Genomic DNA, 26064 nt, shown 5'->3' with positions numbered 1-26064 from the left:
CTGAACGCCCCGCCCGAGGACATCCGTATCCCTTGCGTAACGCATCGGCGCGGGCACAATCGTCCGCGTCCGGCGGCGACGGAGAGGCGGATGCCATGGCTCACGCGGATCGTGCGGTCGGTGCCGGGACGGTCGGGCCCGGAGCGGGCAGGGGCGGCGGGCCGCGCGGCGCGATGGCGCGCAACGCGCTGCTGCCGCTGCGGATCTTCCTCGGCGTCACCTTCGTCTACGCGGGCCTGGACAAGCTGACCGACCCGGCGTTCTTCGCGGCGAGCGGCACCGGTTCGATCGGCGAGCTGATGCGGCAGGTACGGGACACCTCGGCCGTGCCCCAGCTGGTGGACCTGGCGCTCAAGAATCCGGCGGGTTTCGGGTACGCCATCGCGGCGGGGGAGTTGGCGGTCGGCATCGGCACACTGGCCGGGCTGTTCGCGCGCGTCGCCGCGCTTGGCGGCGCGCTGATCTCGCTGAGCCTGTGGCTCACCGTGAGCTGGTCGACCGAGCCGTACTACTACGGCAACGACCTGGCCTACCTGATGGCATGGCTGCCGCTGGTGCTCGCCGGGGCACCGATGCTGTCCGTGGACGCGGCGCTGGAGGCACGGCGCAGTAGGCAGGGGCGGCAGTTGTTCGGATAGGGGCGCTGGTCCAGGGCACGCCGGTCCCGATTCTCAGCCCCGTGGCGCGGACGACTTCGAGCACTGCCGCCGGACCACGCTCCAGACGGCCGCCGTCACACCCGCCAGGCACAGACCCGCCGGTACGGCCAGTACGGGCAGCGCGCCCGGCAGGTCCACCACCCCGGCCGCTTCGCACGCGTAGGCACCTCCCACGCCGAGCGCGGTCAGGCCGGTGATGAGCCGGGCGGGCTCGAAAGCGTGGCGCTTCACTGGTGCTCTCCCTTGTCCTGCGATGACGGCGACGGCGTTGACGGGGGCGGGGGCGACGACGGCGAAGGCGAAGCCTCCGCAGGAGTCCCCCGTTCCACCGCCACCTGGCCCGCCCCCACCTTCAGGTCGAGATCCAGGGTGCCGTGCGGCTTCTCGCCCTTCTTCAGCCCCGTGGCCGGCAGGGTGACGGTCTGTTCCTGGTCGGTCCCGAAGTGGAAGTCCTTCGACGACTCACCCGGCAGCCGTACGTCGCCCAGCTTCACGTCGATGTGCAGCCGCGCCGTGACGCCGTCGGGCACGGTCACCTGGAGCTGCCCGGCGCCGACCGAGGCCTGCGTCCGTACCGTCTGCCCGTTCTTGAAGGGGATGTGGGTCAGGTCCAGTTCCCCGCGCCCGGCACCGACGTCGTAGCTCGGGCGTACGGAAGCGGCGTCCATCGGCACCCACACGCGGTTGTGCCAGTCGGTGGTGACGTTCGGCGGCAGCACCGCGGCGCCCGCCAGCAGCAGGGACGTCAGGATCACCATGAAGACCGTGCCGCCGCCGGTCCGCCCCCACCAGGCGCTGATCACCAGTCCGAGACCGAAGACCACGAGCGCGGCGGAGAGGCCGGCGATGAGAACGGTGGACGCCTTGTGGTGCTCGGCCGCCGCGCCCCCCGCAGCCATGGCCGCGATCACTGCCAGCAGAAACGTCCAGCCGCCGATCGGCCGTCCCGCCCGCCGCCGCTTGGCAGGGGCGGCGCCGCGCGGCCCCCCAGGACCGCCCCACGCCGTCGCCCCCGAAGCCCTGCCGCCCGCGCCGTACGCCTGCTCGCGGGTGTACGGGGCGTCGTCCGGCCCCCACAGATAGCCCACGCCGGCCGTCCCTTCCTTGGAGAGCGGGTCCCGCCACCAGGACGGGCCGTTACGGGTGGGCGGCGCCATCGTCTCGGGCGGCGCGTCCGCGACGGCCTGGGCGGACGCCGGGTCCGCCGCCCCGGGCCCGTCCGTCCCGGCCGTACGGCGCTGCCGCGACCAGTACGCCGAACCGCCCACCGCCAGCGCGAGCATGACGGTGAAGGCCAGCACGCCGCGGTTGGCGAGGGAGGTCAGGAAGAAGCCGCAGCCGACCAGCGCGAACAGCAGGGCGGTCAGCGCGGTGCCCTCGACCCGGCCGGACAGCAGCCGGCGCCCCTCGTTCTCGTCCTCGCCCTCCTGCGGGATCAGCAGCCAGGCGAAGCCGTACACGATCAGGCCGATGCCGCCGGAGGCCGCCAGTACGGCCAGCACGATCCGGAAGATCACCGGGTCCAGGTCCCAGTGCCGGCCCAGGCCCCCGCACACGCCGGCGATCACCTTGTGCCGACGGCTGCGGCGCGGGTGCGTCCGCGGCGCCGGGCGGGAGGCGTCGGGGGCCGGCGGGGTGCCCGCGGGGCCGGACGCGTCCCCGGCGGGGCCCGTCGTGTTGTCGGCGGGGGCGGCATCGTTCATGCGCCCATGGTGGCAAGCCGCGCGGACCGGCGGCATCCGTGGGAACCCTGGTTGGCCCCTGAGATCATCCGGGGCGGGGGCAAGGGCAGGGGCCTCCGCTCGGCTCAGCCTCCCGACGTGTCGCCCGCGGCATCGGCGTACCGCCGGGCCAACCGCCCGAACGCCTCCCTCAGCTCACCCGGCCCCACCACCTCGATATCCGCGTCGAACCTGCCGATGTCGGCGGCCAGCGCGGCCCACGACCAGGCTTCCGACACCAGCCGGCACCGGTCCGGGCCCAGTTCCTCCACGACACCGTCACGGATGTACGGGGATACGTCACCGGCGGGCAGCTTCAGGACCACCTCGCCCCGGCAGGGCCGGCCACCTGGCCCGTCCGAGCCCTGGAAACGCCCGGTGACGAAGGCGGCGACATCGCCTCCCGGCAGTTCACGCGGGGTGAAGCGAGGCCCCGTAGGAGTACGCGGCGCGATCCGGTCCGCCCGGAACGTACGCCAGTCCGCCCGGTCGAGATCCCAGGCGACGAGGTACCAGCGGCCTCCCCACGTGACGAGGTGATGGGGCTGCACGCGGCGTACGGGGTGGTGGGGCGCGGACGCGTCCGGTACCGACACCGGCGCGTACTCGAACCGCAGCTCCTCCCGTGCATGCACCGCAGCGCTGAGCGCCATCAGCACACCACTGTCCACCTGAGGGTTCGGCCGCGCCGTCGGCCGCTCGACAGGGGTGACCTGAAGGGTGTCGATCCGGTGGCGCAAGCGCGCGGGCATGACCTGCCGGACGGTGTGCAGAGCGCGCGCTGCGGCCTCCTCGACCCCGACCCCTGTGGTGGTGGCGTTCCGGAGCGCTACGGCGAGCGCGACGGCCTGCTCGTCGTCGAACAGCAGCGGGGGCAGCTCCGACCCGGGCCCGAGCCGGTAACCGCCGTCGGGTCCCTTGGTCGAGGCAATGGGGTAGCCGAGTTCCCGCAAGCGGTCGACATCACGGCGTACGGTGCGCGCGCTGATGTCCAGCCGCTCGGCCAGCAGCGCCCCCGGCCAGTCCCGGCGCGTCTGGAGCAGGGAAGGCAGGGCCAGCAGCCGCGCTGAAGTCTTCTGCATGACCCCATGCTGGCCCCCATTGAGGACACAACCTGTCCGCTACCTCCGCCAAGATGCCACCAGGCCGCAGAACCAGCCGACGACCAAAACACCGGCCACCAGGCAAGGACGCACATGACCGTTCTCGACACCCGGGCCCTCAACCGTGCCACCCTCGCCCGCCAGTTGCTCCTCGAACGCGCCGGCCTGCCGGTCCTCGACGCCGTGGGGCATCTGTGCGGCCTCCAGGCGCAGGAGCCGCAGGAACCGTTCATCGGCCTCTGGTCGCGGCTGCGCGCGTTCGACCCGTCGTCGCTCTCGGACCTGCTGACCGGACGGCATGTCGTCCGTACGCACCTCATGCGCCGCACCGTCCACCTCGTCACCGCCGACGACGTACTGGCCTGGCGCGCCCGCCACGACGCCATGCTGCGCCGGCGTGCGCAGGGCGCCTACCGCCGCGAACTCGCCGGGGTGGACCTCGACGAACTCGCCGCCGCGGGCCGCGCGGTCATGGCCGACGGGGAGCCCCGCTCGATGCCCGAGCTGGCACGGGCGGTCGCCGGGCGCTGGCCCGAGCCGGGGCTGCGGGCGCTGGGGGAGATGCTGGTCGCCGCCCTGGTCCCGATGGTGCAGCTGCCGCCGCGCGGCCTGTGGCGTACGAGGGCGGGCGCCCGGTACGTACCGCTCGCCACCTGGCTCGGCCGCGACATCGACCCACCGATCGCCCCGAACGGCGCGGCCCCGAACGGCACCACCCAAGCCGCCCCTGAAGGCACGCCCCCGAACGGCACCACCCCAGCCGCCCCCGACCCCGTAGGCGCAGCCCTGGTGCGCCGCTACCTCGCCGCCTACGGCCCCGCCGCCTCCGCCGACCTGCGCGCCTGGTGCGGCCTCGCCGGGCTCCCGGCCGCGATCGCCGCCGTACGCGAGGAGCTGGTGACCTTCCGCGACGAGCGCGGCCGGGAACTGCTCGACCTTCCTGACGCCCCGCGCCCCGACCCCGATACGCCCGCGCCGGTCCGGTTCCTGCCCGCCTTCGACAACGCGGTCCTCGGCTACCAGGACCGCGGCCGGATCATCGACGACGCCCACCGCGGCCTCTCGGTCGCCGGGGCCCGCGTCGTCCTGGTGGACGGCCGGGTCGCCGCGACCTGGACCGTCGAGGACGGCACCGTGACGGCCACCCCGCTGCGCCGCTTCTCCCGGGCCGAGCGCACCGCCGTGACCGAGGAGGGCCAGACGCTGGCGGCGTTCCTCTCGGACGGCGAGAGCGACCGAGCGCAGGTCACCGCGTTTTCCGTCTGATCCATGGGCCCGCACCAACCACCACAACCGGCCCCTCCGCATCGTGGAAAACCCCCGGCACGCCCCCGGTACACGCCTGGACACCGCGCCCCGGTCCTCCGGCAGCGCCCGTCGGACGACTATCGTTGCGCCGGACACCTGTATGGGGGAACCGAAGGGGCAAGGGGCGCGGCGCGGTGACGGAGGCGGCGGTGGACGACGGGCGGCTGGTCGCCGGGCGGTACCGCCTGGTCGAGGAGATAGGCCGGGGCGGCATGGGGACCGTCTGGCGGTCCTACGACGAGCTGCTCGGCCGCCAGGTCGCGGTCAAGCGGCTGCACGTCTCCCCGCAACTGGAGCCCGACGAGCTGGCCCGCCGCAACGAGCGCACCCGCCGCGAGGCCCAGTCCGCCGCCCGTATCAACCACCCCAACGTGGTCAGCGTCCACGACGTCGTGGACGACGCCGGTCTGCCGTGCATCGTCATGGAGTACGTCCCGTCGGTGACGCTCGGCGACCTGATCAAGGAGGCCACGCTCTCGGACGGCGCGGTGCCCCTGGGCGAGGTGGCCCGGATCGGCCGCGGCATGGTCGCCGCGCTGCGGGCGGCGCACTCCGCCGGGGTCCTGCACCGCGACGTCAAGCCCGGCAACGTGCTGCTCGGCGAGGACGGCCGGGTCGTCCTCACGGACTTCGGCATCGCGGTCGCCACCGGCACCTCCACCCTCACCAAGACCGGCGAGCTGATCGGCTCCATCGACTATCTCGCCCCCGAACGGGTCCGGGGCGGCACCCCCGGCCCGGCCTCCGACCTGTGGGCGCTGGGCGCCACGCTCTACCAAGCGCTGGAGGGGCGGCCCCCGTTCCGTAAGCTCACGGCGGTCGAGACGGCGTACTCCATTGCTGTCGATCCGCTGGACCCGCCGCGCAATGCCGGTGCGCTGACCGGTCTGATCGAAGCCCTCCTGGCCAAGGATCCCGCGGACCGCCCCTCGGCCCAGGCCGTGGAACAGGCCCTGCGCGCACCCGCAGCGCACACGAACACCACCGCATGGCTAAGCGGTGCAAGCGCACACGGAGCGGCGGGGGACTCCACCGCCACCACGGCCGGTACGACACCACCGGCCCACGGCGACCACACGAACACTCCGGCCCCGACCCCGGCCCCAACTCCGCCGTCGGCAACCGGTTCGTACCACTTGGCACCCCCGGCTACGAACGGTACGAGCGACACGTCCACGGCCGGCAACACGGCCGGCAACACGGCCCCCACCGGCGCATTCACCCCCGCCACCGGCCCCACCGCCCCGGTCAACCACCCGGCCACGGCCCCGGCCACCACCCCGCCCCCCTCCGAAAAGCAGCCCGGCAAACGCGGCCGCACGATCCTGCTCACCGCCGTCTCCCTGGTTGCCGCACTGGCTCTCGCGGGCAGCACCCTGTACGCCCTCGGCTACTGGCCGGACGGAGACGCGCAGGCGTCCGACAGCCGTACACCGCAGCCCGAGAACCCGTCGCCCACCCCGTCGAAGCCCCGCGCCAAGCCCACCCCGCGGCCGGTTCCCGCGGGCTACCACCGGGTGACGGACCCGGCGGCCGGTGTCGATTTCCCGCTGCCGAACGGCTGGACCCGTCAGAAGCAGGCGAACGGCTCCGTCTACCTCAACCCGAACCAGCTGGTCGGCCTGCGCATCGAGTCGCTCGATTTCGCGGGCGCGAATCCGCTTCAGCGCTGGAAGGACAACGAGCGCGCCGCTCTCAACGAGGGCAAGTTCCCCGGCTACCAGCAGCTGCGCATGCAGGAGACGCGCTTCCGCGACCGGCCCGCCGCCCTGTGGGAGTGGAAGTGGTCGGGCAGCAGACGCGAGTTCCGCGCCATAGACCTGGGCTTCGGCCGTCCCGGCGAGAAGGAGTACGCCATCTACCTCTCCGCGCCGGCCACCGAGTGGGACCGGTACAAGAAGGTCTTCGACGATGTCCTGGCCGGCCTCCGCCTGCCCGAGGACCGTGAGCAGGCCGGGCAGGACGATCAGGCCAAGCGGGACGATCAGTAGCGGCCCGTCAGCCGATCGGGTTCACAAAGGTGGCGGGGTGGGTGGCGCCGTCCTGGTGGACGAGCGGACCCCAGGGCCACTTCAGCGTCAGCGCGGTGGTCTCGTTGGGCGGGGTGACGGCGACGGTTGCGGGCTTCCAGGAGCCTTCGTCGTTCTCCTTGGCCATGCCGAGGTTGAGGGTGAAGTCGGTGCTGTCGCCGGGACCCAGGGTGATCGAGCCGTGCTTGGCGGAGGAGCGGGCGAGCGACCAGCTGGGGCCGCCGGCGTCCGGCCGGAGGTCCACACCGGCGAAGCCGCCGATTGTGCAGGTGCGGCTGCTCTTGTTGGTCAGCACGATGCTGGTGGTCGTCCCGCCGCTCGCGTTCGGGTCGGGGACCGCGTCCTCGCCGGTGGCGAAGGCCGCCTTGAGGTCCGAGGTGTGGCAGCGCTGACCGCCGGAGCCACCGGCCTTGCTGCCGCCCCCGGCGCCCGAGCGGGCCGACTTCTCGCCCGCGGCGCCCGGGGCTCCCGTCTTGCCCTCGGCCTTGGCCTTGGCGCCGGACTCGGCCTTGGCCCCCGTACCGGCCTGACCACCGGACTCCTGCCCGTCCGCGGAGGCCCCCGCACCGCTGGACGTGTCCGCTGCGGCCGCCTCCGTGTCCAGGTGGGCCGCGGCCTTGCTGCCGCCGGTGTCCGAGCCGGAGCAGGCGGTCAGGGTCAGTCCGGCGGCCGCGGTCAGGGCCGCGGCGGCGATGCGGAGCGTACGGCGGCGGGCGGTGCGCACGGTGCTGGAGCTCATTTCGGGTCCCCCCGGGACGGTTGGCGGTCGCTGTTTCGTACGTCGTTTCCTCGGTACGTCATCCACTCTGTCCGTGAGCCCTACCGCGCGGCTGCCGCGCCACTAACGCCCGGCTAACACGGGCGCGCGGCCGTATCCCAGGGGCGCCCTAAGGGTCCACCCTGATGCCCCGACCCCGCCTCCCATGTGACGATCGGTGCCATGACCAGCGCGCCACCCCGGCCCGAGGCGAGTTACGCCCCGGCGCCCGACCCCGACGATCCGCCCCTGCGCAAGCTTTACCGCAGTGCCGACGGCCGGATGCTCGGGGGTGTCGCACGCGGGCTGGCCGGGCATCTCGGGCTGCCGGTCTCCTGGGTGCGGGTGGTGTTCATCGCGCTGTTCATGGCGGAGGGCATGGGCGCGCTGCTGTACGCGGCGTTCTGGTTCATCGTCCCGCTGGGCGTCGGCGGCGTGGACGCGACGCGCGCGAACGCCTCCGCCGCCGCCCCCGGCCTCCTCGGCAAGGCCCGCGGCCGTACGGGCCGCAAGGCCGACAGGGGCCAGATCCTCGCCCTGCTCACGCTGCTCGCCGGCGCGGCCGTCGTCGCCTCGAAGTTCCAGCTGGGCCGCGCCAACGCGTATGTATGGCCGATCCTGCTGATCGGCGCGGGCGTCGCGCTGGTCTGGCGCCAGGCGGACAACGCGCGCCGTGCGCAGTGGCGGGAGATGGGCCGCCGCAAGGGCCTGCTCCCGTTCGTGCGCGGCGCGGCCGGCGTGGTGCTGGTCGGCGTCGGCGTCACCGGCATCGTCGTCCTGCAGAGTTCGGTCCGCCACCTCGGTATGGCGCTTCAGGCCGCCCTCGCCGTGCTGGTCGGCATCGCGCTGCTCGCGGGCCCGTATCTGGTCCGTCTGACACAGGACCTGTCCGAGGAGCGCCTGATGCGCATCCGCGCGCAGGAACGCGCCGAAGTCGCCGCGCATGTCCACGACTCCGTCCTGCACACCCTCACCCTGATCCAGCGCAACGCCGAGGACCCGCGCGAGGTGGCCCGCCTCGCGCGCGCCCAGGAGCGCGAGCTGCGGGCCTGGCTGTACAAGCCGGAGGGCCGGGGCAAGGACGAGGAGCAGGAGCCGGACACCCTCGCCGAGGCGGTACGCAAGGCCGCCGCCGAGGTCGAGGACCACCACGGCGTACCGATCGAGGTCGTGGTCGTCGGCGACTGCCCGCTGGACGAACGGCTCGGCGCACAGATGCAGGCCGCGCGCGAGGCGATGGTCAACGCCGCCAAGTACGGTGGCGAGGGCGGCGCCGTGCAGGTGTACGCCGAGGTCGAGGGCCGTACGGTCTTCGTCTCCGTACGCGACCGGGGCCCCGGCTTCGACCTGGACGCGGTCCCCGGCGACCGGATGGGCGTACGCGAGTCCATCATCGGCCGCATGCAGCGCAACGGCGGCACGGCCCGGCTGCGCTCCGCGCCGGACGGCGGCACCGTGGTCGAGCTGGAGGCGGAGCGCCTGCCGGATGACGGATGATGAGAAACCACGGCAGTACGCCGGAGGCAACGTCGACGAGGGACGGACGGACGAGATGAGCAGCGACGCCGCACAGGATGGCCGGACCGGCGGCACGGCCGGCGGGGGACGGGCCGGTGGCGGGCAGGCGGGCGACGGCCCGGCCCGCACGGTACGGGTCGTCCTCGTCGACGATCACCGGATGTTCCGTACGGGCGTCCAGGCCGAGATCGGCCGCACCGACGAGACGGGCGTCGAGGTCGTCGGCGAGGCCGCCGACGTGGACCAGGCCGTCACGGTCATCACCGCCACCCGCCCCGAGGTCGTCCTGCTGGACGTGCACCTGCCGGGCGGCGGCGGTGTCGAGGTGCTGCGCCGCTCCGCCTCGCTGATGGCCGACCCCGAACGCCCGGTCCGCTTCCTCGCGCTGTCCGTCTCGGACGCCGCCGAGGACGTCATCGGTGTCATCCGCGGCGGCGCCCGTGGCTACGTCACCAAGACGATCACCGGTACCGACCTGGTCGACGCGATCTTCCGCGTCTCCGAGGGCGACGCGGTCTTCTCCCCGCGCCTGGCCGGCTTCGTCCTGGACGCCTTCGCCTCCACCGACGCCCCGCCGGTCGACGAGGACCTGGACCGCCTGACCCAGCGCGAGCGCGAGGTGCTGCGCCTGATCGCCCGCGGCTACGCCTACAAGGAGATCGCCAAGCAGCTCTTCATCTCGGTCAAGACGGTCGAGTCGCACGTCTCCGCGGTGCTGCGCAAGCTCCAGCTCTCCAACCGCCACGAGCTGACGAGGTGGGCTACGGCCCGGCGGTTGGTGTGACGCAGGGGGTGGCGTCCGGGGCCGGTGCGTTCGTGGACGTACCGGCCCCGGAGGCGACGACGCGGGTTGTACGGCTCTTACCGTCCGTACGGCGGCGCCCCGCCCGCCCCCCGAGCTCCGGCACCAGCGACACGATCCCCAGCGCCGCCAGCCCGGCCCCCAGCCAGATCGTCGCCCGCAGCCCGTACGCGCCGATGGCCATGCCGCCCACCAGCGACCCCACGATCACGCCGAGCGTGATGAACGACGAGTGCACGGTGTTGACCAGCGCCCGCGCGTTCCCGGCCCGCTGGACGCGGGTGACCATCGCCGGGTTCATCGTCACCCCGACCAGCCCGATCCCCATCATGAACACCACAGCGGGTACGGGCAGTTGCGCGGTCAGCGCGAACCCGACGAGGAACCCCAGGTTCAGCACCAGCCCGCCGAACAGCACGGCGATCGTGTGCCGGTCGGCGAGGCGCCCGACCACGGTGTTCCCGACGACGGTCGCGGCCCCGTACGCCACGAGCAGCAGGGGTACGGTCCCGGTACCGAAGCCGGTGACCTCGGTCAGGATCGGGTTGAGGTAGCTGAACACGGCGAAGGTCGCGCCGATGATCAGCGTGCTGGTGGACAGCGCCAGCCACAGCCGCGGCTTGCGGAATACGCCCAGCTCCTCCCGTACGCCGCCGCCCGCGTCCGCCCGCTCCAGCCGCGGTACGCCGACGGCCGTGCACACCGCCGCCCCCACCGTGAGGACGGCCACCGCCCAGAACGCGGCCCGCCAGCCCAGATGTTCACCGATCAGCGTGGACAGCGGAAGGCCGAGGAGCGTGCCGAGCATCAGCCCGTTCATGGCCACCGCGATCGCCCGGCCGCGCGCTTCCGGCCGCGTCAGCTGGGCGCATACGGAGAGCGCCACGCCGAAGAACGCCTGTGAGGCGACCCCGGTGACGACCCGCGCGACCATCATCGTTCCGTAGTCCGGCGCGCCGGCCGCCACCACATTCCCCACCAGGAAGACCCCGAACAACACCCCCAGCGCCCGCTTCTGCTGCAGCCGCATCACCCCCACCGTCAGGAACGGTCCGCCGACGGCCATGGCCACCGCGAAGGCCGTGATCAGGTAGCCGATCTGCGGCACGGTGGCCCCCAGCCCTGCCGCCATCTGCGGCATCAGCCCGGCGACGGCGAACTCGCTGGTCACCATGGCGAAGATGCCCAGGGCCAGGACGTACACGGCGCGTGGTACGCGCATGGTCCCCCTCTTTTCCTAACCGATCGTTCCAGTAATTGCCCGAAAGAAACCCCCGCCGGAGCGGGGATGATGCGTGATGGGTGTGTCAGCGCAGAACCGTCATCGCCTGCTCCACGGCATCGTTGATCCGCCGCTCGTCTCCGGTCTTGCCCATGACGCGCAGTCCCTGGATGAAGGTCACCAGAAACCGGGCCTGCGCCCGCACATCGACCTCTTCTTCCAGCTCGCCTTGAGCCTTGGCCCTTATCAGGGCACCCGTGATCGCCGACTCCACCTCATGGAAGGCCGTCTCGACCCGCCGCTGTGCCTTGTCGTCCTCCGGCAGCAGCTCTATCGCGGTGTTCGTGACCAGGCAGCCCTTGCGGTCGGTGTCCGCCAGCGCCTCGGTGGCGAACGCGCGCAGGAACTCCCGTACGGCGGGCAGCGCCGGCCCCGGCTGGTTCAGCCGCTCCAGCGCCGCCACCCCTTCGTTCTCGCAGTAGCGGTCGAGCGCACGCAGGTACAACTCGTGCTTGCTGCCGTACGTCGCGTAGATGCTGCCCCGGTTGATACCGAGGTGATCCACGAGATCCTGCATCGACGTGGCTTCGTACCCCTTGCGCCAGAACAGCTCCAGAGCAGCCTGAAGTGTCGCGCCCGGGTCGAACTCCTTGGTTCTGCCCATGCGAGCACCCTACGGCTTACATGACCGCTCGTTCAAGAAAACGCGCCCCGGCGCTGTGAGCCGACGCCAGCTTCAACTCGAACCACACCACCTTCCCGATCCCGTACGGACGCGGGTACGTACCCCAGTCGTCCGCCAGCGCCGCGACCAGCGCCAGCCCCCGCCCGTTCTCGTCCTCCGGCCCCGCCGCCCGGGGCTCGGGCATCAGCTCACTCGGATCGGCCACCTCGATCCGCAACCGCCCGGCGAACAGCAGACACCGCGTCCGCACATGCCGCCCACGCGGAACCCGCGCATGCACACAGGCGTTGGCCGTCAGCTCACTGAGAATCAGCACAGCCGTCTCGGCCACCTCATCCTGCAACCGCCATACGTCCGCCAGGACGCGCAGGTACGCACGGGCCCGCCGCGCGCTCCGAGGATGGCGCGGCAGCCACCATTCGTTCGTAAGGGGGGAATTTCCTTCGTTCACAATCCGAGCATGTCGACGCGGGCGTACGGTCGGCAGCCGCGACGAGGGTACGCGTCAGGGTGTACCGGTCGTGCCGGTGAAAAGGGGGCACGTTGCCGAAAGAACCGACCCAGCTGCCGATGACGTGGCGCTATTGCGGCGATCAGCTCAAGCTGTGGCGCACGTATGCAGGCATCTCGCGCGAGGAAATCGCGAAGGAAGCGGACTATGACGCGGAGTACGTCAAGTCCATGGAACAGGGGCGTCGAAGGCCGACGTTGCGGATGCTCCGGGTCGCCGACCAGGTATGCCGGGCGCATGGCACGTTGGAGGCGGCGGACCAATACCTGAAGCCCGAGAAGTCTGTACGGCCCATCGGCGAGTTCATGGAGCTGGAAGAGACCGCGATCGGGCTGTACTGGTACGAGACCCTCCTCGTGCCGGGCTTGCTGCAAACCGAGGAGTATGTGCACGAGCTGATGAACCACGGCCTTCCGCCGTTGGACGACGAGACGGTGGAAGAGCGCATCACCAAGCGTCTCCGGCGGCAGTCGTTGTTGGACGGAAAGTCCGACACGGCGTTCAACTTCGTCATCTACGAGGCCGCGTTGCGCACGATGGTGGGCGGGGCCGGAATGATGAGGCGCCAACTTGAGCGTCTCCTGGAAGTCCAGCGGATGCGCAACGTCTGCGTGCAGGTTCTGCCGGCCGGCCGCGCCCCCTACGTCGCATTCGGCGGCCCGATCATCCTCCTCGAAACCGAAGAACACGAGACGTACGCGTACCTGCCCGGCCAGGGGGTCAGCACATTGCAATCCGAGGCGAGCGACGTGAGCCGTCAAAGCCGGGCCTTCGGCACGATCCGCATGCAGGCGCTCGGGATGGAGGACAGCGACGAGTACATCCGCAAGGTGGCGGGGGAACTGTAGGCGCTCTGGCGCGTTCGGGCCCAGTTCACCACCCCTGGCCGTAGCTGGGCGGCGTAACTCCCCCTCCGCCTCGGGGCTTGAGCCCCAAGCTCCGGGTGGCGAGACCCGAGCCCCTTATCCAAGGAACGGGTGGGTTGGCACAACCCACCCGCCCTCCCAACCCTCGCGCGTACCAGCGCACATGACTTTCCGCGACCGGCTTGCCACAGCCCGTCGCCAACCCCTAGCGTTCGCCGCAGCAAGTAGCGCACGCACAACAAACGACCCCGGCCGGTGCTACCAACACCGAACCGGGGCCTAACCTTCAAGATCGAAAGCAGCGATCTCGTGGCTGACGCCAAACTTACTACGGCGCCCTGCGCGCCCACCGCTTCGCCCGCCATCTCCCGGCCCCGCCTCGCGGCCCCCGGCTACGGCAAGCGCTCCGCCCCGGACCAGAACCGCCGCCACCGCGACGACTTCACCGGCCTCCCCGAACGCGAAGCGTTCATCGCCGCGTTCATCGACCGGCTGCCCGACGGCGCCGCCATGGACGTCAAGACCCTCGCGGCCACCCAGCCCCGCTACGGCCAGCAAGCCGTACGCTCGGCCCTCACCCACCTCTCCACCGCCGGCCACCTCCGCCGCGTCCAGGAGACCGTCGGCAACGGCGGCACCCAGTGGGTCTACCGCACGTACTTCACCCGCACCGCCCGCAACGACACCTGGTGGCACCACTTCCTCACCGGCAACACACCCCCACAACACCCCCCAGACGAGCGACCCCCAACCCCCGCCCCCACCCCCGCAGTCCCCGACCCCGATTGCGCGCCGCCCGACCCCGATGCCCCTGCACCCGCAGTCCCCGACCCGGCATCCCGCGCACCCGCACCCCCCGAACCTGCGCTGCCCGACCCCACAGCCCTCGACCCGGCGGCCGTCGCGCCCGCATCCCCCGACGCTGCGCCGCCCGACCCCGTGGCCCTCGACCCGGCGGTCGTCGCGCCCGCATCCCCCGACGCTGCGCCGCCCGACCCCGTGGCCCTCGACCCGGCGGCCCTCGCGCCCGCACTCCCTGACCCCGCGTCGCCCGCCCCCGCAGCCCCCGACCCTGCGCTGCCCGTCCCCGCAACCCCCGAACCCGCGCCGCCCGACCCCGTAATTCCCGCCCCGGCCCCCGCAGCCCCCGACCCCGCATCCCTCGCACCCGAGATCCCCGAACCCCCACTACGCACCGCCACCCCGGTCCGGACCGAGGCGACCACCAACCCCCACCCGGCCCCACCACCCCACTCGCCCGCCTACGCGGCCCTCGCCGCGCTCGGCACCGCCGACCCCCGCATGATCCTCTCCGCCGCCGAATGCACCGCCCTCGAAGCCCTGGCAGCGCAATGGCTCGCCCGAGGCGTATCGGCCACCCACCTCATCACGGTCCTGACCGCCGGCCTCCCGCCCGAAGTCCACTCCCCAGGCGCCATCGCCCGCACCCGCCTAACCACCAAACTCCCACCCGCCCCACTCCCCAACCCCACCCCGGGCCAGGCCCCCGAACACGCCCCCACCCGCATCATGGAATGCACGGAATGCGGCGTCCCGGGCCGCCCCGAAGCCCTCCCCGGCGGCCTCTGTCGCAACTGCCGAGGCGACACCCCAGCCCCGGACCCAACCACCGCCCGCGACCACGCCCAACGCACCGCTCACTTCGCCCACCTCTGCCGCTCCCGCTCCCGCCCCGGCTCAACGGCGGCCAGCACACAACGCGTAGGTAGCGGTAACAGCCACCAAACAAACCCCAACTGAACCGCCACAAAGAAAAGAGCCCTCCAGCCGAGCAGCAGCAACGGCACCAGCGGAATCAGCGACAACAGGCCCGCCAGTACCCGGAATTCATCTTGTTCCCGCAGCGTCCGGCGCCCGGACAACGACATGATGATGATCAGGGACGGCAATCCGGAGTAGGCGAACAGTCCGAAACCGCCGAGCAGCCCATACCACCCTTCCGCCGGAAACGTCGCCCACACCACCACCCACCCAACGCTGAACACCGCGAAGTACCGCAGGGTGCAGTCCAGCAACCACCACCCCGTGCGCTCCCGAGCGTCCCCCGGCTCGATCCTCCTGACGCTCACCCCTCCGCCCACCTCTGCCGCTCCCGCTCCCGCCCCGGCTCAACGGCGGCCAGCACACAACGCGTAGGCAGCGGCAGCAACCCCCATACGAAAAGCAACTGAACCGCGGGAAAGACGAAGAACCCCCACCCGAACCCGGCGAACAACAACGGCGGCATCGGAATCATCCACAACAGACCGGCCACCACCCGGAATTCATCCTGCTCCCGCAAGGTCCGGCGCATGGCCAGCGTCATGAGGATGAACATGGACGGCCCGCCGAAGAAGGCGAACAGCCAGACGTCCCCGAACAGCAGGCTGTACAGGGTATGCGCGCGACTGCCGGGCAACGTCGCCCACACCACCACCCACCCGGCGCTGAACACCGCGAAGTACCGCAGCACACAATCCAGCAACCACAACCCGGTGTGCTCCCGAGCATCCCCCGGCTCAACCGTCCTGATACTCATCCCCGAACCACCTGCACCCGCACGTCCCCCTCCTTTTCCCGCCCGTTCGCCGTCACCGACGGCCCAGGCACCGCCAACGGCGTGGGCAGGCTCAGCAGGTACCACGCCAGCCCCCGAAAGGCCGGCACCTCCATGCGTCGCCTCATCGGCAACAGCACCAGGAGCACGAGCAGCACCCACACCCACCCGACAAAGGCGAAGCTGAGCCACGTGGCCGCGAGCAGCGACCCCACCCCGCCGAGGTAGCCCAGCTCACCGCCCCCGCCGAACCGAGTACGCAACGGCAGGACGCAGGCCACACCGTGGTCCCCACCCCCGCCCAGCCCCCGGCAGACCGGTTTTGAACGTGTTCACATCCTGGTCATGCCAGACCCACCCCGCCCCCGGTACCCCGCGCCCTACTGCCAGGTCGCAGTGTCCGGATCGACGCCGTGAGCGCGAGCGTTGGCGTCTACGACGCGACGGAACCACGCGGCGAGGCCGGGGCGGATGCCGTCGTAGTGGGCGGCGTACTCCGGATCGGACTCGAACCTGCGGCCGAGACAGACCTGCATCTGCCTGGTGAGGGGAAAATACGAAGTGAAAGCTTCACGGTGCCGCTCGGCAAGCCGATTCGCTTCCGGACTGCCCGGCGCGACGCCGGCGCCCATCGCGTCCCCGAGGGCCCGTTCGAGATCGGCCATGGCGTCGGCAACGGCCTGCCATTCCTGCGGACCGCGAGAGGCCGAGCGTTCCGCGTACTGGCGCCACTGCACCGTGTCGCCGTAGCGCTGACGGGCCTCGGCGGGCCAGTCCGGGTTCCACTGGGGGCCGAAGATCGCAGCCTGCTGCTCGGCAGTGAGCAGCAGGCCACGCTCATGGGCGTCGATCATGCGATCCAGCCCGGCGCTGAGCTGCTGAAGGCGCTCGATCCGTTCGGCGACCTGCGCGCGCTGCGCGCGCAACGCGCCGGGTACGTCTGTGGCCGAGTCGTCCAGGACGGCCCGAATCCGGTCCAGGCCGAGTCCGACCTCGCGGTAGACGACGATGCGGTGCAGACGCTCCAGATCACCAGCGGTGTATAGCCGGTACCCGCCAGTCGTACGCAATGAGGGGCGCGCCAGCCCCACCTCGTCCCAGTGGTGCAGCGCCCGAACCGTCACCCCCAGACGCGAAGCAACCTGGCCAACCGTCAGCCCATCAACATCATCACCGGCATCAGACATGCCCCCATTGTCATCGCGGCCGAGGGGCGGTGGACGGCCCCGACGGTCGGTTCGACCTGCACTGACCGTTGCCGTCGTCCCTCGTCGGCGGGTGTTGTCCTCGTCCAGCCCCGGCGCGTCCGGCTGCGCTGGCGCAGGCCGCGGGCCCGCCGCCCCGCGTGGCGATTTCAGCTACGGGCAGGCCCGACGGCAGCGCCCCCTTCGGGCCCGCCCCCGGCATCGCCCTTCCCTGCGCCCGTCAGAATCGCACTCGCGACAACGTCGAGGAGATGATCGGCGCGGGGCGCGAGCGAGGGTTGATCGCCTAGCCACGCGAGCGCCGCCACCAGCGCGAACAAGTCGGTGCCATCGATGTCGGTCCGAGCCGCGCCCGCGGCCTGGGCGCGGGCGAGGAGCCCCGTGCCCGCCGCGCGCATGGTGACGCACGAAGCGTGGAGCGCGGACTCGGGGTCCTCAAGGGCAGCCGTCATCAGCGCTGTCACGCCGCGATACTCGTGCGCGCACGCCACACAGTCACGCAGCCACGAGACCAGCGCGTCTTCGGGCGAGCTCGACTGCTCCAGCTCACCTGCCCTCGCCGTCAGCTCGTCGAAGTTCGTGCGGAGCAGGGCGTCGAGCAGCGCCTCGCGCGTGGGGAAGTGGCGGAGCAGCGTGGCGAGGCCCATGTCGGCCCTGCGGGCGATGTCGCGCAGCGATGCCTCCGCGCCCTGCTCGGTGATGACGGCGCCCGCGACGGCGAGCAGGCGGTCACGGTTCTTCTTGGCGTCGGCCCGCATCTGCCCCTCTTCTGCCCTTCTTGTCTTCGTGCCTTCGTGCCTTCTCGGCCATCCGGATCGGTGGACCGGTTGACTATCCGGATCAGTGGTCCATATATTCGGATCAGTGGTCCGGATAACCGGATCGCTGATCCGCTCAGCGTAGCTCCCCGCAAGGGGCAGGAGGAAACGATGCCGACACGCACGATGCGGGCCATCCAACTGCATGAGCACGGCGGCCCTGAGGTGCTGCGTTACGACGAGGTGCCGGTGCCCGAGCCGGGGCCGGGTGAGGTGCTGGTTCGCGTCCACGCGGTCGGCATCAACCCTCCGGACTGGTACCTGCGCGACGGGCTGACCAACATCCCTCCGGAGACGAGGCCGGAGTTCGAACTGCCCGTGATCCCGGGCACGGACGTGTCGGGCGTCGTCGAGACCGTCGCCGCGGACGTCGAGGACTTCTCCGTCGGTGACGAAGTCTTCGGCCTCCTTCGGTTTCCCAGCTTCGACGGCAGGGCGTACGCCGAGTACGTGGCCGCCCCCGCGTCGGACCTCGCACGCAAGCCGGCCGGCATCGATCACGTACACGCCGCCGGGGCGCCCATGTCCCTGCTGACGGCATGGCAGTTCCTGATCGAGGTCGGACACGATCACCCGTCGCCCTTCCAGGCGGCCCGGCACCGCCCGGTCGCCCTCGGCGCCGGCACGACGGTGCTCGTCAACGGCGCCGCGGGCGGCGTGGGGCACTTCGCACTGCAGCTGGCGAAGTGGAAGGGCGCACAGGTCATCGCGGTGGCATCGGGCGCGCATGAATCATTCCTGCGCGACCTGGGTGCCGACGAGTTCATCGACTACACCAAGAGCCGCCCCGAGGAACTCGCGAGCGGCGTCGACCTCGTACTCGACGCCGTCGGTGGCCACGACAGCAGCCGCCTCCTGCGCACGCTGAAGCGCGGCGGCGCCCTGTTCCCCGTGTTCTTCGGCGAGTACGACGAGGAAGAGACCACCAAGCTGGGCGTCACGGTCTCGGGCACCCAGGTCCGCTCGAACGGCGCGCAGCTCGCCGAAGTGGGACGCCTGCTGGACGCGGGCACGGTGCGCGTGGCAATCGACAGCACGTATCCGCTCGCGGACGCCCAGGCGGCACACGAACGTGCCTCGCGGGGCCATATCCAGGGCAAGATCGTGCTCAAGGTCGCTTAGGACGGCCCGAACCCCGGCGGCAGCGCGGACATCAGTCCCGGCTCAGCGCCTGGGGCAAGGCGGGCGCCGGTATGGACTGCGGGGGCGTGGGCAGGTGCTGTTGCGCTGATGCCTTGGCGGTCACACCGCACAGGGCCGTGAACCAATGGGCGCCCTTGGCGTCGTCGATGGGGCCCGTCTTCTCTTTGTCGTCCGGGTCGAGGCCGTAGTAGCGCGTCAGGTTCGTGCCGAGTGACACTTGGCGACTGCCGTCCGGGCTGGAGAAGGAAACCGTCCCCGAGCCGGGTACGAGACCGTCGTGGCCCCAGACCCGCCCGCACTCCAGGTCCAGCGATGCCAGGCCCAGGCCGTAACGCGCTCGCGACGACCCTTTTATCGGCACCGTGGTCTGCATCTCCCGCAGTTCGGCCTTGTCGAGCAGGCGGCCGGTCAGCAGGGCGCGGAAGAACGTGTTGAGGTCGTCCATGGTCGAGACCAGCGAGCCGGCCGTACTGACCCAGGACATGTCGTAGGCGCTGAGGTCACGCGGCGGGTCGAAGATTCCGTACAGGCCCTCGTACATCTTGGCGTGCGGTCCGGTCAGGTAGGGCGAGCGCGGGAAGTAGGTGTGCCGCAGCCCGGCCTTCTTGATGACGTGGTCGGTGATGTACGTCTCCGGGGCCTGCCCGGTGACCTTGCGCAGCAGCAATCCGGCTATCACGTAATTGGCGTTGGCGTAGTGATGGGCTTCGCCGGGCTTGCCCATCGGAGGTGCTGCGAGGGCCAGCCGGGCCAGCTTCCGCGGGTCGTGGTGGTGGAAGCGGCCGGTCTCCAGGTCCTCCGGCTTGCTCCAGAGGGCGTAGCCGTAGTCGGCGATGCCGCTGGTGTGGTTGAGCAGCATCCGTACCGTGATCGCGCGGCCGCGGTCGCCCGGGAACAGGTCGGGCAGATAGCGGCCGATCGGTGCGTCCAGCTTGATGTGGCCGTTGCCGACCTCCTGGAGAACGGCCACGGCCGTGAAGGTCTTGGTGATGCTGCCTATGCGGTGTTCGAGCCCCGGTCTCATCGGGCGGCCGGTCGTGATGTCGGCGACGCCGGAGGCGCCTTGCCAGGACGCGTTGCCGTCCCGTACGGCCGAGTAGGCGCCGTACATACCTGCCTTGTGCAGGTCCTGGAGGGTCCGGCCGAGTGCCTTGCGGTCGAGGCCGGGGTGCGCCGGCTGGGCTGCGGCGGCCGCCGCCGGGGGAGCGGGCGGGGCGGGCGTCCCGGCGGCCGAGGCCGGGAGGGCCGGGGCGAGCAGGGCCAGTAAGACGGCCGTGGCGGTGGCGGCGAGCCGCACGCGGCGGCGGCTCGGTGGGGACAGGGGCATGGCATGTCTCCGTCGGTGCATGGCCGGGGGCTCCCGCGGAGCCGGCGGCGGTCGGATGGTGGCCGGCGATCTCTCTCGCTCACTGGCGATTGTGCTGGCCACGCCGCCCCCTGCCATCAGCCTTTGGTAGCAGATCGCTCACACGTTCGTGTGACGGATGTCAGGTTTGCCCGGCGGGTTGGGGCGCCATCAGGAGGGCGGTTTTGCGGGCGCGTTCGGCGTTGGCGCAAGGAGGCGTTCGTGGCGCGGCCGGTGCTGCCCGCGGCCTGTGACCCGTACCACAAGGGCCCTTCAATTCGAAGGACCTCAGGAAAGAAGGCCCCAGAGGGCGCAACCACGGCGTGTCGGATGACCATCTAATCTTGCGGAGAGGCTCGCTGCCGTCGGCAGGGCCAGAACCATGCCCACCGCTGCACCATGCCCTGGAAGCGAGTAGATCCCCGATGAGTCTGACGGGCACGCCCTTCTTCCTGACCGTGATTGCGCTGCTGGTCGTCGCGGTCGTGCTGCCGTTCGCACTGTGGAGCCGCGTCCGCGGCCCCAAGCCCGTACGGGCCGTGGCGCGGCTGGGCATGCTGCTGTTCGCGCAGGTCACCGCGATCACCCTGGTGTTCGTGATGGTCAACAACGCCAACAGCCTCTACGACAACTGGGACGACCTGCTCGGCACCTCCGACCACGTCGAAGCCGCCAAGGACCTCGGTCCGGACGGCCTGGGCGGGCTCAAGACCAAGGACGAGCCCAAGCAGCTGGTGCAGTTCGGCCCGCCCAAGGACTCGGTCGTCGGACCGGGCGTCCAGGAGGGCGAGTTCAAGGGGCGGATCTCGGGCGTGAGCGGCGAGGTGTACGTATGGCTGCCGCCGCAGTACGACGACCCCGCCTACAAGGACAAGAAGTTCCCCGTCGTGGAGCTGCTGCCGGGGTTCCCCGGCTCGGCCAAGTCCTGGATGGGCACCCTGAAGGCCGCCGAGCAGCTGAAGCCGCTCATGGAGCAGGGCAAGGTCAAGCCCTTCATCCTGGTCGCGCCGCGCACCACCCTGCTGGGCAAGGTGGACACCGGCTGCGTCAACATCCCGGGCAAGGTCAACGCGGACAGCTGGCTGAGCGTCGACGTACGCCAGATGGTGATCGACAACTTCCGGGCCGAGGACAAGCCCGCCTCCTGGGCGGTAGCGGGCTACTCGGCGGGCGCGCACTGCGCCGCCAAGCTGGCGCTCGCCCACCCCGACCGCTACCGCGCAGCCATCAGCCTCTCCGGCTTCAACGACCCGAAGATGGAGCCCGCCTCGCTCGCCGGCCAGGACCCCAAGCTGCGCGTCGAGAGCAACCCGCTGACCATCCTCAAGACCGCCAACCAGGCGGGCAGGCCGCCGCGCAGCGCCCTCTACATCTCCGGGGCCTCCGGTGACGGTTACGAGGCCGGGCTCGCCCTCAAGCAGCTCGCCAAGAACCCGACGACGGTCAAGGTCAAGCTGATCCCGCCGGGCGCGGGCGGCCACGGCACGGCCGTATGGAAGAACCAGATCCCGGAGGTCTTCCGCTGGCTGAGCGGCGTCATCGGCACCGAGCCCCCCGCCGGGGGGACCGGGACCGGTCCGGGCCGCAACCCCGAGCCCGGTCACGGCACCGGTCCCGGCCACGGCGCCGAACACGGCCGGACCCCCGAGCACCCCCGCGGCCCCCGGCACGCCTAGATCGCGGTGAAGCCCCCGTCGGCAGCGACCACGGAGCCCGTGACGTAGCCGGACCGCGGTGAGACGAGGAAGCACAGCACCTCGGCGATCTCCGCGGGCTGCGCCACGCGGCCCAGCGGCTGCGCACCGGCGAAGGACGCCAGGTACGCGCGGCTGTCGCTGCGGAACGTGTCGAGGAAATCGGTCTCGATGACGCCCGCGGCAACGACGTTGGCGCGGATGCCCAGCGGCCCGCCCTCGACGGCGAGCACCTTGGTCAGCTGGGCCAGCGCCCCCTTCGACGCGCTGTAGGCGGCGCCTTCGGGCAGGGCGACGGTGCAGGTGTACGAGCCGGTGCTGACGATGGCCCCGCCGCCGCGCTCCCGCATGGCCCGGAACGCCTCGCGGGCGAAGAAGAACGACCCGCGGGCGTTGACCGCCATGACCGTGTCCCAGTCCTCGGCGGTGGTCTCGGTGACGGGCTTGCTCAGCATGCGACCGGCGTTGTTCACCAGGATGTCCAGCCCGCCGAAGGTGTCGACGGCGGCCCGTACCGCCTGGACGGCGGTCTCTTCCTGGGTGATGTCACCCGTCAGCGGCAGGATGCGCGGTTCGGGGACGGTGCCGGTGCCGGATTCGGCCACGGGGAACTCGTCCGGCAGGGTACGGACCTCAGGGCGTACGTCCACGGCGACGACGCGCGCGCCACGGGCGACGAGCAGCCCCACCGTCTCCTTGCCGACGCCACGCGCCGCCCCGGTGACGAGGGCGACCTTTCCGGCGAACTCGGGGGCTTCGGTGGGTGTGGAGGCGGATGCGGATGTGACATTCATGGGGGTCCTTCGGAAGAAGTGCAGGGGAATTCGGGCGTCACTCGGATACGGCACTCAGTGCGCCGTCAGCCCGCCGTCCACCACCAGCTCCGAGCCGGTGACGAACGAGGACTCGTCGCAGGCCAGGAAGAGGATCGCGGTCGCGATCTCGTCGGCGCGTCCGGCCCGTCGCATCGGGGTGCGCCGGATGTCCGGCTGCTGGTCGCCCTGCTCGTCCAGGATTTCCTGGATCATGGGCGTGGCGATCACCCCGGGGTGCACGGAGTTGACCCGTACGCCCTGCCGCGCGTACTCGACCGCGGCGGTCTTGCTGAGCAGCCGTACCGCGCCCTTGGACGCCTGGTAGGCCGCCGCCGAGCCGCTTCCCACGAGCCCGAGCACCGACGAGGTGTTGACCACCGACGCGTTGCCGCTCGCCCGCAGGAGCGGCATCGCCGCCCTCATGCCGAGCCACGTGCCCTTCTGGTTCACGTCGATCACCCGGTCCCAGACCTCCTCCCGGGTGTCCTCGATGCCCGGCCAGTCCACGATGCCGGCGAGGTTCACGAGGACGTCCAGGGCGCCGAACCGGTCGCGTACGACGGTGATCACGTCGTCCCACTCCCGCGCCGAGGAGACATCGAGGCGGGCGGCGACGACTTCCGCGCCGTACGCCTCGATCCGGTCCGCCAGGTCCCGCAGCGGGCCCTCCGCGACATCGGTGACCACCAGCCGGGCGCCCTCCCGGGCGAAGAGTTCGGCGGTCGCCCTGCCGATGCCGCCGGTGGCACCGGTGATCAATGCGACCTTGCCGTCGAGCCGAAGCCTTTCCATGGAACGGTCCTTGCTGCTCGTACTGCTGACTACTGACTGCCGGGCCGGTTCCGACCCGCTTCGCCGAGTCTCCGCAGGTCAGCAGGGGGCAACCAGGACGCGTACTGCCTAGGTGCAGCACACCCAGGCACCCCACCGGACCACCGCCTAGCCTGGCCGCATGGACGACAACCACCTGGGGGACTTCCTGAGCGGACGCCGCGCCGGGCTGCGACCGGAGGACGTGGGCATGGCGAGTTACGGGGCCCGCAGGGTCGCCGGACTGCGCCGCGAAGAGGTCGCCGTCCTGACCGGAGTGAGCGCCGACTACTACACGCGCCTGGAGCAGGGCCGAGAACGCAGTCCCTCGGCGCAGGTACTCGACGCCCTCAGCCGCGCGCTGCACCTCGACGAGGACGCCCGCGCACACCTGTACCGGCTGGCCGGGGCCGCCCCGGACCACCAGGCCGCCACCCGCACCGCCGAGCAGGTCAGTCCTGCACTGCGCCAGTTGATGGACGGCTACCCGAACACCCCGGCGCTCGTCCTAGGCGCCGCCCTGGACATCCTGGCCACCAACGCCCTGGCCGATGCCCTCTACTCCCCGTTCAAGCCCGCGGACAACCTGGCCCGTATGGCCTTTGCCGATCCCGCGGGCCGGGACTTCTACACGGACTGGGACCGGGCGGCCCAGGCCACCGTCGCCAACCTGCGCCAGACGGCGGGCTACGACCCGGACCACCCACGGCTGCGCGAAGTCGTCCGTACCCTCACCGAACAGAGCGCGGACTTCGCCCGCCTCTGGGACGCCCACAGCGTGCGCGGCAAGACCCGGGACGCCAAGCGCCTCCTGCACCCGGACGTCGGCCCGCTCACGCTGACTTACCAGGCGTTCGACGTACGCGACGCCCCCGGCCAGCAACTCGTCATCTACCACGCCGAACCGGGCAGCCCCAGCGCCCAGGCCCTCGACCTGCTCGGCTCGCTCCATGCGACCCGCCGCCAGGCCGGCCCCGGCCGTCGGCGCTAGCCGGTGCCCTCGTCCTCCGTCGCAGGCGGCAGGCGTACGGCCGTGACCGGCGCGTGCAGCCGCCACCCCAGGGACCGGTAGAGGGCCCGCCCGGCGGGGCTGGCCACGAGGATGCCGCGGGCGGCGCCCAGCCGGACCGCGTGGGCCGTCAGCGCGTTCATGACGAGGGTGCCCAGGCCGCGACGGCGGTGCTCCGTACTGGTATTGATCATGTCGAAGACCGCCGACGGGGGCGTGGCGTCGCCGGTGAGACCGGCCCGCCCCCGGGCGGCGAGATCGCCGGTGGCGGTGTCCAGGACGCGGCACTGGAGGACGCCGGTGCCGTCCTCGTCCACCGTCTCGACCGTGTAGCCGGCCGGCGCCGCCACGGGCGCCGGCGCCGGGGGCAGCGCGGCCGACATCAGGAACTGCGGCTCGGCGAACTCCCAGTCGGGAGGCAGGGCGGGGGCGATGTCGGCGCGCGGGGCGCAGACGTTGACCCACAGGCCGGGGGTGGTGATCGAGGCGATGAGATCGCGGAGGACGTCCGGGTCGGGGGCGGCGAAGACGTAGCGGTGCGACCGTACGGGGACGCGGACCTCGACGTAGAAGCCGCCGTGGACCGCGACGGGGGCCGCGGCCCCGCGGCACCGCGCCAGGCCGTGCACCCAGGCCCGGACGAGATCCGGGTGAACGGCGGGGAGGGAGGAGGTCGGGGAGGGGGAGGAGGGGAGCGAACCGGCCGTCTCTATAGGGGGGTTGTCTATAGGGAGGTTCATACGGCCGATCTTAAGGCGGGTCAGCTTACGGACAGGGGCCTCGTCGTTCCGGCGCCCGTCTTCCTGGGTCCGGCGGCGGCCCGTAACAGGGGGAGCGGGCCGCCGCCGTTCCTCTCGGCGGGGACGGCCGACGACCGCCGGGGCGGAATCCGGCGGCGGTGGGGAGTCGGCCGCCTGATTGACGACGCTAAACCTCGGCACCACGGAAGGGGGACAGGTTGACGGGTATTGCTCGTTCTCGCCCCGTCGGTGTGTACGCCTGCCCGTTGCCGCACGTCTCGTAGGCGTGTCGGGAGCGGACTCCGACCGGAGTGGAAGAGAGGCGGACCTGAGTGCGAAGCCGTGGTAGGCGAGGGCTACGATCCACCACTATGGACGTAGTAACCAAGGTCTTCGTGGGTCTGCACATCATCGGCATCGCGTCGCTGCTCGGCGGCTTCCTGACCCAGCTGAAGCCGATGAGCGCGGGCGCCGCCCGCTTCGTGCCGGCCATGCTGCACGGCGCGCTGACGATGCTGGTGACCGGCGTCATCCTGGTCGGCCTGAACCAGGCCCAGGACCACTCGCTCAACAACATCAAGCTGGGCGTGAAGCTCGCCGTACTGGTCGTGATCCTGGGCCTGGTCTACGTGAAGCGCGACGAGGAGAAGGTGGAGAAGCCCTTCTTCCTGGCGGTGGGGCTGCTGACGGTCGTCAACATCTTCATCGCCCTGCTGTGGACGTGAGCGGCGACCGCTGAGGACCTG

26 protein-coding genes are annotated in these 26064 nt (G+C 71.5%); 11 read left to right on the top strand and 15 right to left on the bottom strand.

The window, feature by feature from the left end; translation table 11 throughout:
- The first annotated feature begins 95 nt into the window (after positions 1–95).
- The gene (locus CP984_RS15535) at positions 96–638 is read left to right on the top strand and encodes a DoxX family protein (protein ID WP_030184824.1); all 543 of its coding nucleotides are present in this window, start codon (positions 96–98) and stop codon (positions 636–638) included.
- Between the two features lie 33 nt (positions 639–671).
- On the opposite strand, the gene CP984_RS15530 is transcribed toward CP984_RS15535, so the two are convergent.
- From CP984_RS15530 to CP984_RS15520, 3 genes are all read right to left on the bottom strand, one after another.
- Positions 672–890, bottom strand: a complete 219-nt coding sequence (locus tag CP984_RS15530; protein WP_003983408.1) for a hypothetical protein — start codon at positions 888–890, stop codon at positions 672–674.
- Complete coding sequence (locus CP984_RS15525; RefSeq protein WP_032923111.1) at positions 887–2362, bottom strand: PspC domain-containing protein; 1476 nt, start codon at positions 2360–2362, stop codon at positions 887–889. Before CP984_RS15525 ends, CP984_RS15530 begins: the two co-directional genes overlap by 4 nt.
- A gap of 104 nt (positions 2363–2466) precedes the next feature.
- On the bottom strand, positions 2467–3462 hold the full coding sequence (locus CP984_RS15520; protein ID WP_003983409.1) for a helix-turn-helix transcriptional regulator: 996 nt from the start codon (positions 3460–3462) through the stop codon (positions 2467–2469).
- A gap of 114 nt (positions 3463–3576) precedes the next feature.
- On the opposite strand from CP984_RS15520, the gene CP984_RS15515 reads away from it, so the two are divergent.
- Both CP984_RS15515 and CP984_RS15510 read left to right on the top strand, forming a co-directional pair.
- Positions 3577–4749 (top strand): winged helix DNA-binding domain-containing protein, encoded by a 1173-nt coding sequence (locus CP984_RS15515; protein ID WP_003983410.1) that lies wholly within the window; start codon positions 3577–3579, stop codon positions 4747–4749.
- Between the two features lie 254 nt (positions 4750–5003).
- Positions 5004–6782, top strand: a complete 1779-nt coding sequence (locus tag CP984_RS15510; RefSeq protein ID WP_231512654.1) for a serine/threonine-protein kinase — start codon at positions 5004–5006, stop codon at positions 6780–6782.
- A 7-nt stretch (positions 6783–6789) separates the two neighbouring features.
- On the opposite strand, the gene CP984_RS15505 is transcribed toward CP984_RS15510, so the two are convergent.
- Positions 6790–7560 (bottom strand): DUF4232 domain-containing protein, encoded by a 771-nt coding sequence (locus CP984_RS15505; RefSeq protein WP_003983412.1) that lies wholly within the window; start codon positions 7558–7560, stop codon positions 6790–6792.
- 201 nt (positions 7561–7761) lie between these two features.
- Between CP984_RS15505 and CP984_RS15500 the strand changes: the two genes are divergently transcribed.
- Together CP984_RS15500 and CP984_RS15495 are read left to right on the top strand one after the other, a co-directional pair.
- On the top strand, positions 7762–9075 hold the full coding sequence (locus CP984_RS15500; RefSeq protein WP_003983413.1) for an ATP-binding protein: 1314 nt from the start codon (positions 7762–7764) through the stop codon (positions 9073–9075).
- 55 nt (positions 9076–9130) lie between these two features.
- Complete coding sequence (locus CP984_RS15495; RefSeq protein WP_030184834.1) at positions 9131–9880, top strand: LuxR C-terminal-related transcriptional regulator; 750 nt, start codon at positions 9131–9133, stop codon at positions 9878–9880.
- Here the strand turns inward: CP984_RS15495 and CP984_RS15490 are convergent.
- The 3 genes from CP984_RS15490 to CP984_RS15480 all read right to left on the bottom strand — a co-directional run bounded on the left by CP984_RS15490 (position 9858) and on the right by CP984_RS15480 (position 12256).
- A complete protein-coding gene (locus CP984_RS15490; protein WP_003983415.1) occupies positions 9858–11120 on the bottom strand; it encodes an MFS transporter in 1263 nt (420 codons plus the stop codon). The genes CP984_RS15495 and CP984_RS15490 overlap by 23 nt on opposite strands.
- 85 nt (positions 11121–11205) lie before the next feature.
- Positions 11206–11784, bottom strand: coding sequence for a TetR/AcrR family transcriptional regulator (locus CP984_RS15485; RefSeq protein ID WP_003983416.1), 579 nt, complete (start codon positions 11782–11784; stop codon positions 11206–11208).
- Between the two features lie 16 nt (positions 11785–11800).
- Positions 11801–12256, bottom strand: coding sequence for an ATP-binding protein (locus CP984_RS15480; protein ID WP_078575084.1), 456 nt, complete (start codon positions 12254–12256; stop codon positions 11801–11803).
- A 92-nt stretch (positions 12257–12348) separates the two neighbouring features.
- Between CP984_RS15480 and CP984_RS15475 the strand changes: the two genes are divergently transcribed.
- Both CP984_RS15475 and CP984_RS15470 read left to right on the top strand, forming a co-directional pair.
- Complete coding sequence (locus CP984_RS15475; RefSeq protein WP_226048658.1) at positions 12349–13164, top strand: helix-turn-helix domain-containing protein; 816 nt, start codon at positions 12349–12351, stop codon at positions 13162–13164.
- 327 nt (positions 13165–13491) lie between these two features.
- The gene (locus CP984_RS15470; RefSeq protein ID WP_129820750.1) at positions 13492–14943 is read left to right on the top strand and encodes a hypothetical protein; all 1452 of its coding nucleotides are present in this window, start codon (positions 13492–13494) and stop codon (positions 14941–14943) included.
- A 325-nt stretch (positions 14944–15268) separates the two neighbouring features.
- Here CP984_RS15470 and CP984_RS15465 read toward each other — a convergent pair whose 3' ends face one another.
- From CP984_RS15465 to CP984_RS15450, 4 genes are all read right to left on the bottom strand, one after another.
- Positions 15269–15721 (bottom strand): hypothetical protein, encoded by a 453-nt coding sequence (locus CP984_RS15465; RefSeq protein WP_003985233.1) that lies wholly within the window; start codon positions 15719–15721, stop codon positions 15269–15271.
- Positions 15718–16020, bottom strand: coding sequence for a hypothetical protein (locus tag CP984_RS15460; RefSeq protein ID WP_003985234.1), 303 nt, complete (start codon positions 16018–16020; stop codon positions 15718–15720). The genes CP984_RS15465 and CP984_RS15460 overlap by 4 nt, the downstream gene beginning before the upstream one ends.
- Positions 16021–16119: 99 nt before the next feature.
- A complete protein-coding gene (locus CP984_RS15455; protein WP_030181700.1) occupies positions 16120–16926 on the bottom strand; it encodes a MerR family transcriptional regulator in 807 nt (268 codons plus the stop codon).
- 167 nt (positions 16927–17093) lie between these two features.
- Positions 17094–17702, bottom strand: coding sequence for a TetR/AcrR family transcriptional regulator (locus CP984_RS15450; protein WP_003985236.1), 609 nt, complete (start codon positions 17700–17702; stop codon positions 17094–17096).
- 171 nt (positions 17703–17873) lie between these two features.
- Here CP984_RS15450 and CP984_RS15445 point away from each other — a divergent pair, with 171 nt between their 5' ends.
- Positions 17874–18884, top strand: coding sequence for an NADP-dependent oxidoreductase (locus CP984_RS15445; RefSeq protein ID WP_003985237.1), 1011 nt, complete (start codon positions 17874–17876; stop codon positions 18882–18884).
- A gap of 31 nt (positions 18885–18915) precedes the next feature.
- Here the strand turns inward: CP984_RS15445 and CP984_RS15440 are convergent, their stop codons facing one another.
- The gene (locus CP984_RS15440) at positions 18916–20232 is read right to left on the bottom strand and encodes a serine hydrolase domain-containing protein (RefSeq protein WP_003985238.1); all 1317 of its coding nucleotides are present in this window, start codon (positions 20230–20232) and stop codon (positions 18916–18918) included.
- A 443-nt stretch (positions 20233–20675) separates the two neighbouring features.
- Here CP984_RS15440 and CP984_RS15435 point away from each other — a divergent pair, with 443 nt between their 5' ends.
- Positions 20676–21926, top strand: a complete 1251-nt coding sequence (locus tag CP984_RS15435; protein ID WP_003985239.1) for an alpha/beta hydrolase — start codon at positions 20676–20678, stop codon at positions 21924–21926.
- On the opposite strand, the gene CP984_RS15430 is transcribed toward CP984_RS15435, so the two are convergent.
- Complete coding sequence (locus CP984_RS15430) at positions 21923–22738, bottom strand: SDR family NAD(P)-dependent oxidoreductase (protein WP_003985240.1); 816 nt, start codon at positions 22736–22738, stop codon at positions 21923–21925. The two genes, CP984_RS15435 and CP984_RS15430, sit on opposite strands and share 4 nt — an antisense overlap.
- A gap of 54 nt (positions 22739–22792) precedes the next feature.
- Entirely contained in the window at positions 22793–23551 is a 759-nt protein-coding gene (locus CP984_RS15425; protein ID WP_003985241.1) for an SDR family NAD(P)-dependent oxidoreductase, read from the bottom strand.
- A gap of 160 nt (positions 23552–23711) precedes the next feature.
- On the opposite strand from CP984_RS15425, the gene CP984_RS15420 reads away from it, so the two are divergent.
- Positions 23712–24560 (top strand): helix-turn-helix domain-containing protein, encoded by an 849-nt coding sequence (locus CP984_RS15420; protein ID WP_003985242.1) that lies wholly within the window; start codon positions 23712–23714, stop codon positions 24558–24560.
- On the opposite strand, the gene CP984_RS15415 is transcribed toward CP984_RS15420, so the two are convergent.
- The gene (locus tag CP984_RS15415) at positions 24557–25318 is read right to left on the bottom strand and encodes a GNAT family N-acetyltransferase (protein ID WP_129820749.1); all 762 of its coding nucleotides are present in this window, start codon (positions 25316–25318) and stop codon (positions 24557–24559) included. The genes CP984_RS15420 and CP984_RS15415 overlap by 4 nt on opposite strands.
- A 371-nt stretch (positions 25319–25689) precedes the next feature.
- On the opposite strand from CP984_RS15415, the gene CP984_RS15410 reads away from it, so the two are divergent.
- Positions 25690–26043, top strand: coding sequence for a hypothetical protein (locus CP984_RS15410; RefSeq protein WP_003985244.1), 354 nt, complete (start codon positions 25690–25692; stop codon positions 26041–26043).
- Positions 26044–26064 lie beyond the last annotated feature (21 nt).

Origin of the sequence: Streptomyces rimosus, from assembly GCF_008704655.1 — a bacterium.
GTDB classification, from domain to species: domain Bacteria; phylum Actinomycetota; class Actinomycetes; order Streptomycetales; family Streptomycetaceae; genus Streptomyces; species Streptomyces rimosus.
This window is presented reverse-complemented; position numbering and strand designations above follow the sequence as displayed.

Bases quoted from the DNA above. Each gene is read 5' to 3' on its own strand.
- CP984_RS15445 (WP_003985237.1), top strand. From the start codon at position 17,874: ATGCCGACACGCACGATGCGGGCCATCCAACTGCATGAGCACGGCGGC.
- CP984_RS15515 (WP_003983410.1), top strand. From the start codon at position 3,577: ATGACCGTTCTCGACACCCGGGCCCTCAACCGTGCCACCCTCGCCCGC.
- CP984_RS15490 (WP_003983415.1), bottom strand. From the start codon at position 11,120: ATGCGCGTACCACGCGCCGTGTACGTCCTGGCCCTGGGCATCTTCGCC.
- CP984_RS15525 (WP_032923111.1), bottom strand. From the start codon at position 2,362: ATGAACGATGCCGCCCCCGCCGACAACACGACGGGCCCCGCCGGGGAC.
- CP984_RS15505 (WP_003983412.1), bottom strand. From the start codon at position 7,560: ATGAGCTCCAGCACCGTGCGCACCGCCCGCCGCCGTACGCTCCGCATC.
- CP984_RS15435 (WP_003985239.1), top strand. From the start codon at position 20,676: ATGAGTCTGACGGGCACGCCCTTCTTCCTGACCGTGATTGCGCTGCTG.
- CP984_RS15455 (WP_030181700.1), bottom strand. From the start codon at position 16,926: ATGTCTGATGCCGGTGATGATGTTGATGGGCTGACGGTTGGCCAGGTT.
- CP984_RS15485 (WP_003983416.1), bottom strand. From the start codon at position 11,784: ATGGGCAGAACCAAGGAGTTCGACCCGGGCGCGACACTTCAGGCTGCT.
- CP984_RS15510 (WP_231512654.1), top strand. From the start codon at position 5,004: ATGGGGACCGTCTGGCGGTCCTACGACGAGCTGCTCGGCCGCCAGGTC.
- CP984_RS15450 (WP_003985236.1), bottom strand. From the start codon at position 17,702: ATGCGGGCCGACGCCAAGAAGAACCGTGACCGCCTGCTCGCCGTCGCG.
- CP984_RS15465 (WP_003985233.1), bottom strand. From the start codon at position 15,721: ATGAGTATCAGGACGGTTGAGCCGGGGGATGCTCGGGAGCACACCGGG.
- CP984_RS15425 (WP_003985241.1), bottom strand. From the start codon at position 23,551: ATGGAAAGGCTTCGGCTCGACGGCAAGGTCGCATTGATCACCGGTGCC.
- CP984_RS15495 (WP_030184834.1), top strand. From the start codon at position 9,131: ATGAGCAGCGACGCCGCACAGGATGGCCGGACCGGCGGCACGGCCGGC.
- CP984_RS15520 (WP_003983409.1), bottom strand. From the start codon at position 3,462: ATGCAGAAGACTTCAGCGCGGCTGCTGGCCCTGCCTTCCCTGCTCCAG.
- CP984_RS15500 (WP_003983413.1), top strand. From the start codon at position 7,762: ATGACCAGCGCGCCACCCCGGCCCGAGGCGAGTTACGCCCCGGCGCCC.
- CP984_RS15415 (WP_129820749.1), bottom strand. From the start codon at position 25,318: ATGAACCTCCCTATAGACAACCCCCCTATAGAGACGGCCGGTTCGCTC.
- CP984_RS15410 (WP_003985244.1), top strand. From the start codon at position 25,690: ATGGACGTAGTAACCAAGGTCTTCGTGGGTCTGCACATCATCGGCATC.
- CP984_RS15440 (WP_003985238.1), bottom strand. From the start codon at position 20,232: ATGCCCCTGTCCCCACCGAGCCGCCGCCGCGTGCGGCTCGCCGCCACC.
- CP984_RS15420 (WP_003985242.1), top strand. From the start codon at position 23,712: ATGGACGACAACCACCTGGGGGACTTCCTGAGCGGACGCCGCGCCGGG.
- CP984_RS15430 (WP_003985240.1), bottom strand. From the start codon at position 22,738: ATGAATGTCACATCCGCATCCGCCTCCACACCCACCGAAGCCCCCGAG.
- CP984_RS15535 (WP_030184824.1), top strand. From the start codon at position 96: ATGGCTCACGCGGATCGTGCGGTCGGTGCCGGGACGGTCGGGCCCGGA.